The 15,854-nt window shown below is 65.5% G+C and carries 18 protein-coding genes; 9 read left to right on the top strand and 9 right to left on the bottom strand.

The features are described 5' to 3' along the window. Positions 1 to 215: 215 nt before the first annotated feature. From AC1RP5_RS26755 to AC1RP5_RS26730, 6 genes are all read right to left on the bottom strand, one after another. A complete protein-coding gene (locus AC1RP5_RS26755) occupies positions 216 to 746 on the bottom strand; it encodes a F0F1 ATP synthase subunit B family protein (protein ID WP_493115847.1) in 531 nt (176 codons plus the stop codon). Continuing rightward, complete coding sequence (locus AC1RP5_RS26750; RefSeq protein WP_493115846.1) at positions 743 to 1,234, bottom strand: F0F1 ATP synthase subunit B family protein; 492 nt, start codon at positions 1,232 to 1,234, stop codon at positions 743 to 745. Before AC1RP5_RS26750 ends, AC1RP5_RS26755 begins: the two co-directional genes overlap by 4 nt. Before the next feature lie 86 nt (positions 1,235 to 1,320). Beyond that, positions 1,321 to 1,545 (bottom strand): F0F1 ATP synthase subunit C, encoded by a 225-nt coding sequence (locus tag AC1RP5_RS26745; protein WP_020698011.1) that lies wholly within the window; start codon positions 1,543 to 1,545, stop codon positions 1,321 to 1,323. A 60-nt stretch (positions 1,546 to 1,605) separates the two neighbouring features. After that, positions 1,606 to 2,334, bottom strand: a complete 729-nt coding sequence (locus tag AC1RP5_RS26740) for a F0F1 ATP synthase subunit A (protein WP_493115845.1) — start codon at positions 2,332 to 2,334, stop codon at positions 1,606 to 1,608. A gap of 17 nt (positions 2,335 to 2,351) precedes the next feature. After that, on the bottom strand, positions 2,352 to 2,696 hold the full coding sequence (locus AC1RP5_RS26735) for an AtpZ/AtpI family protein (protein ID WP_493115844.1): 345 nt from the start codon (positions 2,694 to 2,696) through the stop codon (positions 2,352 to 2,354). 152 nt (positions 2,697 to 2,848) lie between these two features. Beyond that, on the bottom strand, positions 2,849 to 5,050 hold the full coding sequence (locus AC1RP5_RS26730; RefSeq protein ID WP_493115843.1) for a rhodanese-like domain-containing protein: 2,202 nt from the start codon (positions 5,048 to 5,050) through the stop codon (positions 2,849 to 2,851). Between the two features lie 73 nt (positions 5,051 to 5,123). On the opposite strand from AC1RP5_RS26730, the gene AC1RP5_RS26725 reads away from it, so the two are divergent. From AC1RP5_RS26725 to AC1RP5_RS26700, 6 genes are all read left to right on the top strand, one after another. Next, entirely contained in the window at positions 5,124 to 6,977 is a 1,854-nt protein-coding gene (locus AC1RP5_RS26725; protein ID WP_493115842.1) for a transglycosylase SLT domain-containing protein, read from the top strand. Positions 6,978 to 6,979: 2 nt separating this feature from the next. Next, complete coding sequence (locus AC1RP5_RS26720; RefSeq protein ID WP_493115841.1) at positions 6,980 to 8,131, top strand: CaiB/BaiF CoA transferase family protein; 1,152 nt, start codon at positions 6,980 to 6,982, stop codon at positions 8,129 to 8,131. Beyond that, entirely contained in the window at positions 8,128 to 8,751 is a 624-nt protein-coding gene (locus AC1RP5_RS26715) for a cysteine dioxygenase family protein (RefSeq protein ID WP_493115840.1), read from the top strand. Before AC1RP5_RS26720 ends, AC1RP5_RS26715 begins: the two co-directional genes overlap by 4 nt. A gap of 90 nt (positions 8,752 to 8,841) precedes the next feature. Then, entirely contained in the window at positions 8,842 to 9,810 is a 969-nt protein-coding gene (locus AC1RP5_RS26710; protein ID WP_493115838.1) for a Bug family tripartite tricarboxylate transporter substrate binding protein, read from the top strand. Then, complete coding sequence (locus AC1RP5_RS26705; RefSeq protein ID WP_493115837.1) at positions 9,810 to 10,313, top strand: tripartite tricarboxylate transporter TctB family protein; 504 nt, start codon at positions 9,810 to 9,812, stop codon at positions 10,311 to 10,313. The genes AC1RP5_RS26710 and AC1RP5_RS26705 overlap by 1 nt, the downstream gene beginning before the upstream one ends. Before the next feature lie 10 nt (positions 10,314 to 10,323). After that, positions 10,324 to 11,808: a tripartite tricarboxylate transporter permease gene (locus tag AC1RP5_RS26700; RefSeq protein ID WP_493115835.1), complete on the top strand. Its 1,485-nt coding sequence runs from the start codon at positions 10,324 to 10,326 to the stop codon at positions 11,806 to 11,808. Positions 11,809 to 11,908: 100 nt separating this feature from the next. Here the strand turns inward: AC1RP5_RS26700 and AC1RP5_RS26695 are convergent, their stop codons facing one another. Further along, positions 11,909 to 12,382, bottom strand: a complete 474-nt coding sequence (locus AC1RP5_RS26695) for a cupin domain-containing protein (RefSeq protein WP_216956439.1) — start codon at positions 12,380 to 12,382, stop codon at positions 11,909 to 11,911. Positions 12,383 to 12,543: 161 nt separating this feature from the next. Between AC1RP5_RS26695 and AC1RP5_RS26690 the strand changes: the two genes are divergently transcribed. Genes AC1RP5_RS26690 through AC1RP5_RS26680 form a run of 3 tightly spaced genes read left to right on the top strand, consistent with a single transcriptional unit; the run spans position 12,544 to position 14,863 of the window. Beyond that, positions 12,544 to 13,314: a hypothetical protein gene (locus AC1RP5_RS26690; RefSeq protein ID WP_493115833.1), complete on the top strand. Its 771-nt coding sequence runs from the start codon at positions 12,544 to 12,546 to the stop codon at positions 13,312 to 13,314. A gap of 21 nt (positions 13,315 to 13,335) precedes the next feature. Then, positions 13,336 to 13,884, top strand: a complete 549-nt coding sequence (gene moaB / locus AC1RP5_RS26685) for a molybdenum cofactor biosynthesis protein B (RefSeq protein WP_493115831.1) — start codon at positions 13,336 to 13,338, stop codon at positions 13,882 to 13,884. After that, complete coding sequence (locus AC1RP5_RS26680; protein WP_493115829.1) at positions 13,877 to 14,863, top strand: phosphotransferase; 987 nt, start codon at positions 13,877 to 13,879, stop codon at positions 14,861 to 14,863. Before moaB ends, AC1RP5_RS26680 begins: the two co-directional genes overlap by 8 nt. Here AC1RP5_RS26680 and AC1RP5_RS26675 read toward each other — a convergent pair. After that, on the bottom strand, positions 14,858 to 15,268 hold the full coding sequence (locus AC1RP5_RS26675) for a hypothetical protein (RefSeq protein WP_493115827.1): 411 nt from the start codon (positions 15,266 to 15,268) through the stop codon (positions 14,858 to 14,860). The genes AC1RP5_RS26680 and AC1RP5_RS26675 overlap by 6 nt on opposite strands. A gap of 92 nt (positions 15,269 to 15,360) precedes the next feature. After that, positions 15,361 to 15,828, bottom strand: coding sequence for a GNAT family N-acetyltransferase (locus AC1RP5_RS26670; protein WP_493115825.1), 468 nt, complete (start codon positions 15,826 to 15,828; stop codon positions 15,361 to 15,363). Positions 15,829 to 15,854 lie beyond the last annotated feature (26 nt).

Genomic DNA, 15,854 nt, shown 5'->3' with positions numbered 1-15,854 from the left:
CCCGCAAAGGGGAAGTGCCCTCGTCTTACGAGGGCGATGGGGTCATGGGCGTCTCAACGCGTATGACCCCTCCGTCGGCGTAGGACGCCGCCACCTCCCCATTTGAATGGGGAGGCAAGCTCAGCAAGTGGACAAAGAAAAAGCCCCCGCCTTGCGGCGGGGGCACCAGGTTGCCCGCTCTTGTTATTTGCGGGCGATCCCTACGTTTCTGAAAGTCAGTGCAGACGGCGCGGCAGTTCGGCGATGGCTTCGTCGATCATCGCGGTGGTGCGGCCCTGGCCAACCTGGTCGCGCAGCAGCGCCCGGGTCGCGGCGAGCGCCACGTCGACGGCGGTGTTACGCACTTCCTTGGTCGCCTGAACCTCGGCCTGGGCAATGCGATCCTTGGCCTGCTGCTCGCGACGGGCGATCATCGCCTCGCGCTCCTCCGCGGCATGCTGCGCGAGGCGCACGGCCTCCTGCTTGGCCTGCGTCACGATATCCTGCGCGAGCTGGGCGGACTCGGTGAGGCTCTTCTGAGCCTCGTCACGCGCCTTCTGCGCTTCGTTGCGGAGCTTCTCCGCCTCGCCCAGCGTCCGGGCGATCAGCGCCGTGCGGTCGTCAAGGAGCTTGGTCACTCCCTTGACGAGCTGCTTGCCGGCGATGGCCAGGAAGAGGACGAAAGCGACGGCCACCCAGAACGTCGGATCGGAGAACAAGCCTCCGCCGCCGCCGTGTGCGTCGGCAGCCCATGCGGTACCGATCATTGCTTGCCTGCCTTTGCTGCCTCGTCGACGGCACGGGCGACCTGTGCGGGATCAGCCGATCCCCCCAGCTTGCCCAGTACTGCCGTGGCGATCTCGCCCGACATGGTCGTGAGACCCGCGAGGGCCTGCGTGCGCTGCTCGCCGATCCGCTTTTCGGCGGCGACGATGTCGGCACCCAGCCGGTCGCTGACTTCGTGCAACTTCGCCGAGGTCGCGGCCGCAGCGGCCTCCGAGGCCTCGCGGATCAGGCCGGAAGCCTGGCCGCGCGCTTCGGCAAGCGCCTTGTCCTGCTCGACACCAGCGGCACGGGCCGCGTCGTTGGCCTTTTGGGCCGCGTCGAGGTCTGCCTGGATCTTGTGCTCGCGGCTTTCGATCGTCTTGCCGATCTTCGGCAGGACGGCCTTGGCCATGAGGAAATAAAGAACGGCAAAGCACACCACCAACCAGAAGATCTGGGTGGGGAACCTCGTGAGGTCGAACTGCGGCATGCCGGCCGCCTGCGCGGCAAACGGCAGCCCGATCAGGGCTGCCGCGGCGACCGAAGTCCGGAGTGCCTGAATGGGCACGATCGAACTCAGGCGAAGAGGGCGATCAGCGCGACGATCAGCGCGAACAGCGCGATGGCCTCGGTGACGGCGAAGCCGATCCAGATGTTGGCGCCGATTTCGGCCTTCGAGGCCGGGTTGCGCGACAGAGCCGTGATGTAGCTCGCCCAGACGTTGCCCACGCCGATGCCGGCGCCGATCATGCCGATGGCGGCGAGGCCTGCACCGATGAACTTGGCGGCTGAAGCGTCCATTTCTATCTCCTGTTTTCTCTTGGCTTTGACGTGATGGATCGATGAGTACGGGCGCGGCGCCTAGTGCAGGTGCAGCGCGTCGTTCAGGTAAATGCAGCAGAGGATCGTGAAGATGTAGGCCTGCAGCAGCGCGACCAGCAGCTCCAGCGCCGTGATCGCGACCAGGACCACCAGCGGCACCACACCGAAGATGCCGAGCGCCACGACGAAGCCCGCCAGCACCTTCAGCAGCACGTGGCCGACCGTCATGTTGGCGAACAGTCGGACCGACAGGCTGATCGGGCGGCTCAGATAGGAGACCAGCTCGATCGGGATCAGGATCGGCGCGGTGAACAGCGGCGCGCCGTGCGGGAAGAACAGGGAGAAGAAGTGCAGGCCGTGCTTGAACAGGCCGATCAGCGTCACGCCGAGGAACACCACCATCGCCATGAAGAAGGTGACGGCGATCTGGGACGTGAAGGTGTAGCCGTAGGGCAGCATGCCGAGGATGTTGCCGAACAGCGTGAAGATGAAGAGCGAGAAGATGAACGGGAAGAATTTCTTGCCGCCGCTGCCGACATTGTCCCGGATCATGTTGGCGATGAACTCGTAGAAGAGTTCGGCCATCGCCTGGATGCGGCCCGGGATCATCGCGCCCTTGCCGGCGCCCGCGAGCAGCAGGCCCGACGAGAGGACGACGGCGCCCATCATGAAGATGGCGGAGTTGGTAACGGCGATATGATGGCCACCGATGCTGAACAGCGGGGCGGTGTAGTCCTGGATAGCAAACTGCTCGAGCGGGCTGGCCACGTTACTCTATCCCCAAATCAGCTCTTCTTTTCATCCTGGGCTGCTTTGCTGCGCCGCTCTTCAGCCTGCGCAACCCGGTAGACGTTCAAGAACGCCGCACCGCACCCCAGTACGAACCCCACGATCAGCAACCAGGGTTTCGTCCCCAGCCACCGGTCAGCCATCAGGCCGAGAAAGGCCCCCGCAACGACGCCCGCCACCAGTTCGACTGCGATCCGCATGCCGACGCCCAGCTTTTCGCCTCCGGCGCCGCGCGTTGCGGGTCCTGACGACCGTCCCGTTCCCGCCTGGTAGGCCTGCCGGACACCTTTCAGGCGCCGATCCAGCTCGTCAGGGGTCGTTTTCCGATCGTCCTCAGCCATAACCGGATGCTCCGCTCCGGGCTTCCCACCGTGCCCGCGCCAAGACGGTGCGGTCACAATGAAAAACGCGCCGGAACCTATTGGCAGGCCCGGAGGGTGTCAAGCGTACGCGACGATGTGACAAGCCCCTTAAATGCAAGCGTTCCGCCGTTCTACCGCTTCAGGACGGAGAACCGGGCGTCGCCGTCGCGATCGACCTGCGGGACGAGGTCGACCTCCCAGTCCAGGTACTGCCGCATGGCCGCCTCGACGTCCTCCTTGAAGTCGTAGGGGCGGTACCAGACGTCGGTAGGCGGATCGGCCATGCGGACATGGCCGGTTTCGACGGCAAGGCTGGCCTCGCGCCAGGATTTCATACCGCCTGTCAAAACTGCGACGGGCAGACCTCCGGTGGCGTCGGCGATTTCGGCCGCGGCCAGCGCGCCGATCTCGGCGTCCGGGGCGACCAGCACGACCCGGGTGGCGCCGGCTTGCTTGGCCGCCATTTCCGGCAGGGTGCGCGCAAGATTGGCGCGCTTGGCGAACCAGGCGCCCGGCACATGGCCGTCGCGATACTTGAGGCTGGTGTCGAGGTCGACGACCAAAGTGGTCGCCAGCGACTTCTGCAGCTCGGCGGCCGTCACCGTCGCGACCTTCGGCACGGTGAAACCGGCCGGGTAGCGCGGCTCGGCAACCGTCGTGAGTTCGGAAGCGGCCGGCTTGTGGTCGAGAACGTAAGTCTCGTTCCAGCCCATCTGCAGCAGCCAGTGCGCCGTCATGGTGGCGCGCACGCCGTCATTGTCGTGCAGCACGATCGTGGCGTTGCGGGCACCGACATATTGATCGGTCGCCTGCACGAGCTGGCCGCCGGCAGCATGGCGGAAGCCCTTGAGATGGCCTTGCGCATATTCGGCGGGATCGCGGACGTCGAGGCGATAGAGCGGGCCGCCCTTCTTCTCGAGCGCGGCGAGGCCCGCCGCATCGATCTTCCGGATGCCCATCTTGCCCGCGATGTTTGCTGCGGCCGCCTGAGCGAACTTCGCGGCTTCCGGTCCCTGCGGGCCGAAGCTCTTGGTCTCGCCGCGCGCCACCTTGAGGCCGGCCAGATGCCAGCCCATCGTGCCGTTCTTCAGCGCCATCACCTTGTTGGGCAGGCCGGCATTGATCAGCGACTGCGCGCCGATGATCGAGCGCGTGCGGCCGGCGCAATTGACGACGACCAGCGTCTCGGGCCGCGTCACGAAGTCCTTCACGCGATAGACCAGCTCGGCGCCGGGGCAGTCGACGCCGCCGGGGATCGACATGTTGGTGAATTCCGGCAGCGGCCGCGAATCGAGGATCACCATGTCGGCCTTGGAATCGATCAGCTTCTGCACGTCGGCGGCGTCGATGCGTGGCGTGTCGTTGCCGTGCTCGACGATCTCGCCGAACGCCTTGCTGGGGACGTTGACGCCGGTGAAGACCTCGTAACCCGCGTCGCGCCACGCTTTCAGGCCACCGCTCATGACCGCGAGGTTGGTGTAGCCCAGGCGGCTGAGCGTTGCGGCGGCGCGATTGGCGCGGCCAGCCCACTGTGCATCCTGGCCTTCCTCGCCGCTGTCCATCAGCACGATGCGGATGTTCGGATCGGGCAGTAGCGCCAGCGCGCGCGGCTCCAGGCGCGAGAGGGGAAGCGGCGTCGCGAACAGCGGATGGCCCTGGGTCGAGAACTCGCCTTCCTCGCGCACGTCAAAGAACGCGAAGATCTCGCCCGACTTCAGCATCTCCTTCACTTGCTGCACCGTGAGCAGCGGCGTCAGGATCTTGGCCTTCGCCATGAAGCGCTTGGCGGCGCTGGTCTTCATGTCGACGGTCAGGCGGTCGGGCAGATGTTCCAGACTGAGCCCGTAGAAATGAAGATGCAGCGCGTTGCCCGAGCCGACCGGCGTTTCGATGTGATGGAAGTCGTCGGGCAGGAAGGTGATCACGTCGCCGCGCTTCAGCGTCTTTTCCTTCGACGGCGTCTCGCGCAGCTGCACGACGTTTTCCTGCGCACCATTGTCGAGGCGTTCGTAGACGACGTTGCGCTCGGCGCCATGGACGCCCGCGATGATCGCCCAGGTCGTGTGATTGTGCGGCGGCACTTTCTTGCCGGGTCCGCCGGCCGAGGCGTAGAGCGCGAAGCGGTTGTCGGGATCCTCGCTCAGGCGATAGATGCCACCGTCGGCGCCCAGCGGAAACTCTTCCCGCGGGAAGAGATCGGCACGGCTGGCGAGCGACGAGAGAAGGCCGCCGATCTTCTCGAGGTTGGCGTAGGTGACGCCGCTCTTTTCGATCGTGCGGGCTTCGTCGATCAGTCGCCGCACGGCCGCGGCACGCTCTTGATGCAGGCTCATTGGTTCCTCCGTTGGGCACAGTATAAGCACAGCGGCCCTTGTCGCCCCAGCTAGAGTCAAACTACGGTGCGCCATGCGAACAACCCTTTCCGCCGTCCTGCTCGGGGCGGCCGCCCTGTTGGCGACCCAGGCTTCGGCGCAGACGACAGCCAAGAAGCCGGTCCAGACCCAGGCGACCAAGCCCGCCACGACCAAGGCCGCCGTGACCCGACCGGCCGCGCGACCGACGGGACGCCCGGCCCCTCGTGCTGCGGTCTATGTCCCGCCGCCGCCCGTCCTCGAACTCGATGAGAATGCAGTCGTCGCCGACCTGCCGACTGTTCTGGATAATGAAACGCGCGATCGCTACCGCCGCATTTTCCAGGCGCAGCAATCCGGCAACTGGGCGCAGGCCGACGACGAGATCCGCCAGCTTTCGGACAAGACCCTGATGGGTTACGTCGGTGCCCAGCGCCTGCTCAGCCCGAACTATCCCGCCCGTTACGAGCAGCTCGCCGCCTGGCTGCAGGACTACAACGACAATCCCGATGCACCCGCGATCTACAAGCTGGCGCTGGCGCGGCGCACGCCGGGTGGCGCGGAACTGACGCCGGCGACCTTTGTGGGCTCGACGCCGGGCTCGCCCAATTTCGCGGCTGCCCGCACGGTGAATGGCGCCGATGCCGGCCGCGCCGCCGAGCTGCGCTCGCGTCTGCAGAGCATGGCCGACGATGGCGGCTTCAACGCCGCCTTCGTGCTGCTCGATCGCAAATCGTCGAGCGAGATTCTGGGACCTCAGGAAGTCGAGCTGTGGCGCGGCCGCCTGCGCACGCGTCAGCTCGAAGCCGATCCGCAGCGCGGCGTGCAGATCCCGGTCGAAGCCAGCATGCCGCCCGACGCCAACTGGAATGCCGCGATGACGGCGTTCACGCGCGGCAACATGGCGGAGGCGGCGCGACGCTTCGAGCTGGTGGCCGATGCCTCGCCGGATCAGGCCTCGTCGTGGACCTTGTCCGCCGGTTCGTTCTGGGCGGCGCGCGCCAACCTGCTGGCCGGCAATCCGCAGAAGTACGCGCCTTACCTGAAGCGCGCGGCGCTGCATGGCCGCACCTTCTATGGCCTGGTCGCGCAGAAGGCGCTGGGCATGCAGATCCAGCCCGACTTCGAAGTGCCGCCGCTCGACCGCAAGCGGGCCGACATGCTGCGCGACGATCGTGCCGCCCGGCGCGCGCTCGCGCTGCTGCAACTCGGCGCCACGACGGCGGCGGAGCGCGAGCTGTTCGCCGCTTCGATCGACAACGATCCGAAATACGTCGAAGCGGTGATGGCGCTGGCGCTCAAGGCGCAACTGCCCGCGCTCGCGGTGAAGGTCGGCAACGCCAACTGGGACCAGCGTCACAACATCAAGGGCTATGACGGCGGCATGTATCCGATCCCGCCGTGGCAGCCCTCCAGCGGTTCGAGCGTCGATCGCTCGCTGGTCTATGCCTTCATGCGCCAGGAGTCGGCATTCAATCCCAAGGCGCGCTCGGTCGTCGGCGCGATGGGCCTGATGCAGCTCATGCCGGCGACCGCACGCGCCGTCTCGACGCGCTATGCGCCGGAAACCGCGGGCGCCAATCCGTGGGATCCGTCGGTCAACGTATCGCTCGGGCAGGCCTATATCTCGATGCTGCTGAACGAGACCGACGGCAATCTCGTGCGCACCACCGCCGGCTACAATGGCGGACCGGGCAACGTGATGCGCTGGGACAATTCGCTGAACGCCTCGCAGGATCCGCTGCTCTATATCCAGTCGATCCCGCTCCACGAGACGCGCGACTTCGTGCAGCGCGTCCTCACCAATTACTGGATGTACCAGCTTCGTCTCGGCCAGCCGACGCCGTCGCTCGACCAGATCGCCTCGCACGACTGGCCCCGTTACATCGCGCAGGATGGAAGCCGCTGATCATGTTGCCGCTTGCAGGTGTAAGAGTCGTCGAGTTCTGCCAGGTCCTGGCGGGTCCTTATTGTGGAATGCTGCTGGCCGATCTCGGCGCCGAGGTGATCAAGGTCGAGCCGCCGGAAGGCGACATGATGCGGCAGTGGCCGCCGATCAGCGAGGGCTACAGCGAGAACTTCGCCTCGATCAATCGCAACAAGCGTTCGGTCGTGCTTGATCTCAAGGACCCGGCGCAAAAGGCGGCGGCGCGGCAGCTCATCCTGACGGCCGATGTGGTGCTGGAGAACAACCGGCCGGGCGTGATGGATCGTCTCGGCCTCGGCTACGAATCCTTCCGCGCCGAGAAGCCCGGCCTCGTCTATTGCTCGATCTCGGCCTTCGGCCAGAGCGGTCCGCGCTCGGGTGAGGGCGGCTTCGACGTCACCGTGCAGGCGATGAGCGGCATCATGAGCGTGACCGGCGAGCCCGATGGCGCGCCGGTGAAATGCGGCGTGCCGGTTTCCGATGTCGGCACCGGCCTCTATGCCGCGCTCACCGTCGTGTCGATCCTGCGCCGCGTCGCGGGCGGCGGAGCGGGTGCGCATGTCGATGCCTCGATGCTCGGCTGCAGCCTCGGCATGGCCGCACTCCAGACCAGCGAGTTCTTCGGCACCGGCAACGATCCGAAGAAACTGGGCTCGGCGCATCCGCGCAACGCGCCTTACCAGGCATTCAAGGCGGCGGACGGACATTTCGTCATCGCCGCCGGCAACAACAAGCTGTGGGAAGCGGTGACCCAGGTGGTCGGACGCCCCGACCTGTTCGCCGACCAGCGCTTCGCCACCACGCAGTTGCGCGCGGCCAACCAGGTCGTGCTGAAGGATCTTCTCGAGGTCGAGTTCGCCAAGCAGGGCGTCGATCACTGGCTCTCCGCCTTCGAGAAAGCCGCCGTGCCGCAGGGACGCATCAACACCTACAGCCAGATCCTGGCCGATCCGCAGGTCGCGCACATGGGCTGGGTCGAGGAGATGGAGCTTCCCTCCGGTGTGAAGACGAAAACCTTCGGCAGCCCGGTCCGGATCTCCGCCACCGACATCACGAAGCGGCGCGATCCGCCGGCGCTGGGCGCCGACACGGAAGCAATCTTCGGAAACACCTTCCTGCGAAAGGCCGCGGAATGAGCATCGATCGCCTGCGTCGCTTCATCGGCGACATGACTTCCCTCACCGGCGGCGCCTGGCAGGACAAGGACGAGAACGCGATCGTCGAAGTCGGCGCCAAGCTTTTGGGCGAACTGTGCAAGCACGACGACTGGCTGCCGGAGCAGGCGGCCAAGGTGCCGGCGCACGGTTATGCGCAGAACCTGCTGTGGTGCGATCCCTTCGAACGTTTCTGCGTCGTGAGCTTCGTGTGGGCACCCAAGGCCAACACGCCGGTGCACGATCACGAGATGTGGGGCCTGGTCGGCATGCTGCGCGGCTCGGAGACGTCATTGGCTTTCACGCGCCATCCCGAGACCGGCGTGCTGGTGCCGGGTGAGCTCACCAAGCTCGAGCCGGGTGAGGTCGAGATCCTGGTGCCGGCGCCGCGCAATCCCAAGGGCGACATCCATCAGGTGACGAACGCGTTCGACGATCGCGGCTCGATCAGCATCCATGTCTATGGCGGCAACATCGGCGCGGTGCGCCGGCACACCTACGACGTGAAGACGGGACAACCCAACCTGTTCGTGTCGGGCTACACCAACCGCGAGCAGCCCAACATCTGGGACCGCTCGGCCGAGGTGCGCGCCGCGTCGTAAAAGTTCGCGTACCGGCACTCCTCCCTTGACCGGATGCGGGACTGACAAGCACTGTCAGCCGCACTGAAAAAAAGAAAGGGAGGAAGCAAGATGAACCGTAGAACCGTATTGAAGGGCGGCACCGCCCTTGCCGCCGTTTCCATTGCCGCACCGGCCATCGGCCAGTCGAGCAAATGGCCGGCCCGTGAAATCTCGCTGATCAACCCCAATGCGCCGGGCGCCTCGACCGATCTCACCGCGCGCATCATCGCGCAGGCGCTCGAGAAGCGGCTGAACGCGACCGTCATCGTGAAGAACGTGGTCGGCGGCGCGGGCGCGCTGGGACCGACGACGCTCGCCCAGTCGACGCCCGATGGTCACACGATCGGCCTGGTCGCGATCTCGAGCCATGTCGCCGTGCCGAACATGATGAACGTCGCCTACGATCCGTGGAAGGCGTTCGACATCATCGGCCAGGTCGCGGCGCTGCGCTACGGCGTCGGCGCGCGCGCCGACGGTCCGATCAAGTCGATCGAGGATCTCGTCAACCAGGGCAAGCAGAAGCAGCTCACCTACAGCTCCAACAACGTCACCAACGTCGTGGCGATGTTCCAGCTCGCCAAGCTGAGCGGCGCCAAGTTCCGCTGGGTCGTGTTTCCGGGCGGCGTCGAGTCGGTCACGGCGGCGATCGGCGGCCATGTCGATGCCGTCATCCAGACCGTCACCGAGATGCGGCCGCAGATCGAGGCGGGCAAGCTGCGCTTCCTCGCCTCGGCCGCCGAGGCGCGCTGGCCCGACTATCCCGACGTCAAGACGCTGCGCGAGCTGGGCTACAACGCCGTCAGCAACGGCCCGTTCGGCTATGCCTTCCCGACCGGCGTCGATCCGGCGATCAAGGAGCGCATGGACAAGGCGCTGGCCGACGTCATGAAGGACGAGTCGGTGACCAGCCAGATCGACAAGCTCGGCATCCAGGCGATCTATCGCGACGGCAAGGAGTACGGCGCGCTGCTCAAGAAGATCGAGGAAGAGCTGGTGCCGATCCTCAAGGAAACCGGCATGGCCAAGAAGCCGGCGTGATGAGCCCTTTCGGCGTCAAACTGAGCGGCACGCGGATCGCGTCGCTTGGCCTGCTGGTCGCGGCGCTGATCGGTCTGTGGAAGGCGCTGGAACTGGAGAGCTGGGGCTTCGACGGTCCCGGCCCCGGCTTCTTCCCGCAGCTCATGGCCGGCATCTGCGTGGCGCTCGCCCTCGTCGTCCTGTTCTTTCCCGGCCAGGCCGGCGAGACCGAGGGCGGCGATACCGACGACGTCGAGGCGACGAAGGAATCGAACCGGACCTTCGCGGTCTACATCGCCACCTTCGCGGTGTTTGCGCTGGGCGCGATGTATGCAGGCTTCGTCGTCACGACCGTCGCCGTTACGATCGTGATCATGCGCTTCGCCGAGCGCCGCTCCTGGCTGTCCTCGATCGTCTACGGTTTGGCCTGTGCCGTCGTGGGCCTGGTCTGCTTCGGCTGGCTGCTGCGTGTCGATCTGCCGGAAGGGCCGATCGAGCGCACTTTCTACACCTACGTTCGCTGAGGTTCGACGCATGGAAGCGCTGCTCGGCGGCTTCGCCACCACGCTGACCCTCGACAACCTGTTCTACTGCTTCGTCGGCGCCTTCCTCGGCACCGTCGTCGGCATCCTGCCGGGCCTGGGGCCGCTCACCACCATCGCGATCCTGTTGCCGATCACGTTCAAGATGGACGTGACGTCGGCCATCATCATGCTCTCGGGCATTTATTACGGGGTGGCCTATGGCGGCACCGTGACCTCGGTGCTGATGCGCATCCCGGGCGAGGCCTCCTCGGTCGTGACCTGCCTCGACGGCTACGAGATGGCGCGCAAGGGCCGCGCCGGCGCGGCCCTGGGCATCGCCGGCATCGGCTCGTTCTTTGCGGGCACGGTCGGTGTCATCGGCATCTCCTTCCTCTCGCCGCCGCTCGCCGAGCTGGTCATCAAGTTCGGCCCCGCCGAATACGCGACGCTGATGTTCGCGGGCCTCACCATGGTCACCTACATGTCGAGCGGGTCGCTGCCGCGCGCGCTGCTGATGGCGGCGTTCGGCCTGCTGCTCGGCACCATCGGCAGCGACCCGCTCAACATGACGCCGCGATTGACCTTCGGCATCCTGGCGCTGGGCGATGGTGTGAATCTCGTGCCGCTGGCGATCGGTCTTTTCGGACTCTCGGAAGTGCTGTTCATGGCGCGCCAGAAGCCCGACGAGATGAAGGTCCTGCCGCCGCCCTCGCACCTGCTGGGCTTCATGCCCTCGCGCGAGGAAGCGAGGCGGTCAGTCGGCCCCGTCGTGCGCGGCACAGTCATGGGCTTTCTGGTCGGCCTCCTGCCTGGCGGCGGCGCGGTGCTGGCCTCGTTCCTGTCCTATGGCATGGAGCGCAAGCTCTCGAAGAATCCCGAGGAGTTCGGGAAGGGCGCCGTCGAGGGATTGGCCGGTCCGGAATCGGCCAACAATGCCGGCACCGCCGGCGCCTTCGTGCCGCTGCTCTGCATGGGCATTCCCGCGAACGCCGTCACGGCGCTGCTGCTCGGCGCCTTCATCATCCACGGCGTCACGCCGGGCCCAACCATCCTGGAGCGCCAGCCGCAGATCTTCTGGGGCGTCGTGGCCAGCATGTATATCGGCAACATCATGCTGCTGATCCTGAACCTGCCGCTGATCGGCCTGTTCGTGCGCATCCTCGACATCCCGCGCGCCTATCTCACGCCGATGATCCTCGCGGTCTGCCTGATCGGCGTCTATTCGTCGAACGGCAATCCGGCCGACGTGGTGATCTCGGTGATCTTCGGCTTCGTCGGTTACGGCCTGCGCCGCCACGGCTTCGATCTCGGCATCGTCATCCTGGCCTACGTGCTGGGCCCGATCTTCGAGCGCTCGGTGCGCCAGGCGCTGGCGATCTCCGACGGCGATCCGACGATCTTCTTCCACAGCGCGCTCTCGACCGGCTTTGCGGTCGTGGCGGTCCTGCTGCTGGTGGCGGGGCTTTGGCCGAAAAAGAAGAAGGCGGCCGGGTAGGGCCGCCTTTGAATTCTTATCTATTCTGAACCGTGCGGGCTCTCGCGCTTGAGTACAAGCGCTGCCGCCCGCCGATCCGCATAAACACTGACGCGAAGCGTCAGTGTTTATGCGGATGGGGATGCGTCGGGTCGACCCAGTACACCTCTTCGACCTTCTCGGCCGGGGTGATGTCGATGTTGATCGCGACCGCCTCGTTGTCGGAGCGGACCAGCACGCATTCCAGCGGCTCGGTCTCCGAGGCATTGATCTCCTGGTGCGGCACGTAGGGCGGCACGTAGATGAAGTCGCCGGGGCCGGCCTCGGCGGTGAACTGGAGCTCGTCGCCCCAGCGCATGCGGGCACGGCCCTTCACCACGTAAATTACGCTTTCCAGGTGCCCGTGATGGTGGGCGCCGGTCTTGGCGTGGGCGTGGATGGTCACTGTGCCGGCCCACAGCTTCTGGGCGCCGACGCGGGCGAAATTGATGGCCGCGGCCCGGTTCATGCCCGGGGTCTGCGCGGTGTTGGTGTCGAGCGATCCGGCGGGGATGACCCGCACGCCGTCGTGCTTCCAGTCGGTGGGGCCGGTCATGATGTCTCCGAGCTTTGAGTGTCAGCTTCTCTAGGGGCGCGGTGTTACGGAAGCAATGAAGTGATTCTGCGGTGAATTTCCACCCGGCAATCACTAAAACTCCATTTCGGGGAGTCAATGGAAAGCCCTGATGCTTTTACGGCGGTTCGAGGAAAAATCCTTTGGCGGCATTTCTGATTCTCGACCTCTGCGTCATCGGCTGGTTGCTCTATTCGCGAAGCCAGGAACGGGCGCCTCGCCGGTTCGACTGGAAGGGCGTGTTGGCCGTCTGCATGGGTTTCTGGTCTGTGCTCGTCGCCCTCAACTTCAACGCCTTCTCGCCGCTGGTTGTGACGCTGGGACTCATTCTGATCCTCGCTCTCTTCCGCGTCGTCACGGCGGATCTCTTGTCGCTATCGCCCGGAAGCGTCGCCGGATTCGCAGTCGTTTTCATTGTCGTGATCGGGGTGTTCCTCTGGCGCGCACCCCCCAGGATGCGCCTTGCTGTAGTCAGCCTCGCGCTCTGTGGAACCTTCGTCTTTGCTCTACGGGGCATTACTACCGACATTGGGAGACATATCGATTTTCTGGGTCCACCTCTTCTCGGCGCGGCTGGCGTTGCTGTGATCTGCGCCGGGCTGGTCGGGGTGATCGCCCGGCGCGCGCCGCTTGTGGTTCATCTGGCAGTGCTCTTCTCCGTATTCGGCGGCGTGTTCCTCGTCTGGGCGGAGGCACGGCGCAGCCATCTCATGGAGGTGGCGATCGCTGCAATTGCGCCGGACTGCTCACGCCAGGCCTCGTTCCTGAGTTCGCTTCGATCCGCAGGCGATTGGCCCCAATTTTTCGTCCACGCGATCCTGAAGAAGGGGCCTTCGACTCAGATCTGGAGCTATCGCGAGATGAAGTTCGTCGATCTTCCGGATTCCGCCCGGGCAAACATCGAAGGTTGCTGATTCCTGGGGTATATTGGGCGCATGAATCGCATCGATGAAACCAAGCCCTTCAAGCCGGTGAACATCGCCGTTCTGACCGTTTCGGACACGCGGACGCTGGAGACCGACAAATCGGGCGACACGCTGGTCGAGCGCATCGCGCGCGATGGCCACGTCCTGATCGACCGCGCCATCGTCACTGACGACGTCGCGCTGATCCGCGCCCAGGTGCAGAAGTGGATCGACGATCCGCGCATCGAGGCGGTGATCTCGACCGGCGGCACCGGTGTCACCGGCCGCGACGTGACACCCGAGGCGCTGGAGGCGCTGTTCGAGAAGAAGATCGAGGGGTTCGGCGAGACCTTCCGCTGGATCAGCTTTCAGAAGATCGGCACCTCGACCATGCAGAGCCGCGCCACCGCGGGCGTCGCGAACGCGACCTATATCTTCGCGCTGCCGGGCTCGACCGGCGCCTGCAAGGACGGCTGGGACGACATCCTGCGCCAGCAACTCGACATCCGCTTCCGCCCCTGCAACTTCGCCGAGCTGATGCCGCGCCTCAACGAAGGCAAGATGCCGCGCAGTGGCTGATCTCCTCGCCGCCATTCGCGAAGGCGAGGAGCTGCCGGCGACCGGCACGGCACACGGCCATGTCAGGCTGAAGGACGGAAGACTCGCGCGGATCGCCTATGCCTATGAAGACGATCCGACGGCGGCTGCGCGCTTGCATCTGCAGGCCGAAGCCTTTCGTCATCTCGCGCCGGCGGAGCGCACGCCCAAACTTCACGAAGTGATTGAGCCGCAGCCCGGCCTGCCGGGTGGGGCGTTGATCGTCGACTTCATCGAGGGGCGTGCGCCACGCCTGCCGGATGAACTCGATGCGATGGCGGATACGCTGGCGCGCCTCCACTCGTTGCCGCTGCCTTCGCCAAGCTCGCCGATCCCGCGACAGGACAATCCGTTTCGCACGACTCTCGATGTCGTGGAGCAGGGCGCTCAACGCTTTCTCGACAAGGCGATCACTGATCCCGGCGCTCGCGCCGAGATCGTCGAGGAACTCGAACTGATGCGCGAGATGGCGGTGACGCTGGCAAGCCGGCCGCAGCCTTTGTCGATTGCATTGGCCGACACGCACCCCGGCAATTTCATCGTCGATCGCGACGGCATCGCCTGGTTCGTCGATCTCGAGAAGGCACATGTCGGCTCGGCGGCGATCGACCTCGCGCACGCCACCTTGCCGACCTCGACCGTGTGGCATCCCGATGTCGGCAAGGTCCTGTCGCGCCCCGAGGTCGACGGCTTCTACGAGTCCTATCTCGCCAGGGTCGGCGAGACGCGCGCCGCCGAATTTCGGCCATGGCTGCAGCCGATGCGCCGGCTGACCTGGTTGCGCACGACGATGTTCATGGCGCGCTGGAAAGTTCAGACGGAAGCGCCGCGCGATCCGTCCGATCCCTCGCAATGGAGCGACGCCGGTATGGAGCCTGCCATGAAGGCTCATCTGCGGGTCCGGATCGACCAGTGCTTCGACCGCGGCTCCATCCGCGCCCTTCGCGCCGAGTGGCTATGACGGCCTCGGAGGGTTGATGGTTTCCGCCTTGAACGCGGCGCTACTTTCGTCCTCGGCGTGTATTAGGACCAAAACCGGCGAACCGCGGCGCTTTTCCAGCCAGGCGTAGGCCTCGGCGAAGAGGCCGCTCAAGACGTCGGTCTCCGGCTGATATATCGAGGCGACTCGCATAACATAGCGGCCACGCTCTTCTTCTGAGTCGTCTCTCTCCGGGAATAAATGGATGTAGCCCCGGCGCCGTCCATCGCCGTCCACGGCGATGAAGATCGCCGATTTATCGGCCGTTGAGGCCCCTTCAACGGTGAGGCGGGCTTGCGAGGTGAGTTCCTCATCGTCCGGCGGCGCGAGCTTGGCGATGAAATCGATGTCATCGTGACTCGCAGTCCTGACCTCAATATCTACCATCTGCTGTCTCTCGAGAAAGATAGGCGTCAGCACTCATTCTAGCTTGTGTTTTATAATATTTGTACAACCAGTGGTATAAATGTGCCGAGCGGCTATAGCGGCTTCACCATGCGCAGTGTCTCGGTCTGGAAACCGCGGCGCTCGTAGAACTCGACGGCGTGGCGGTTGTCGGCGAACACGTCGAGGCAGAGGAAACGATAGCCCTGCGCGCGGGCCCAGCTCTCGGCCTCCTGCATCATCAGGTGGGCGATGCCCCGGCCTTCGGCTTCCTCGACGAGCGCCAGCAGCGAGACGTAGCCGCAGGGCTCGTCGGTCACGCCATCCTTGAACGGGCGCATATGGATGTAGCCCAGCCGTTTGCCGTCGGCCGTCCAGGCGACGAGCGTCTGCGCGCCCTCTTCGACCTTGGCGAAGGTCGAGGCCATATAGCGGTCCTGGAAGCCGTCCATCGCGGCGAGGTCGTGCCAGGCGGGGCCGGGCACGCCGGACAGGCGGGGCGACAGGCTCATGAGGAAGTCGCGGTCCTCGGGGCGGGCGGTGCGTAACTCGATGGCTTGCATGGCTTTCTCTCTAGGGATGGCCGTGG

This window comes from Reyranella sp. GW821-FHT12G01, assembly GCF_058806575.1.
Note: the sequence above shows the minus strand (reverse complement) of the source record. Positions and strands in the feature narration are given on the sequence as shown.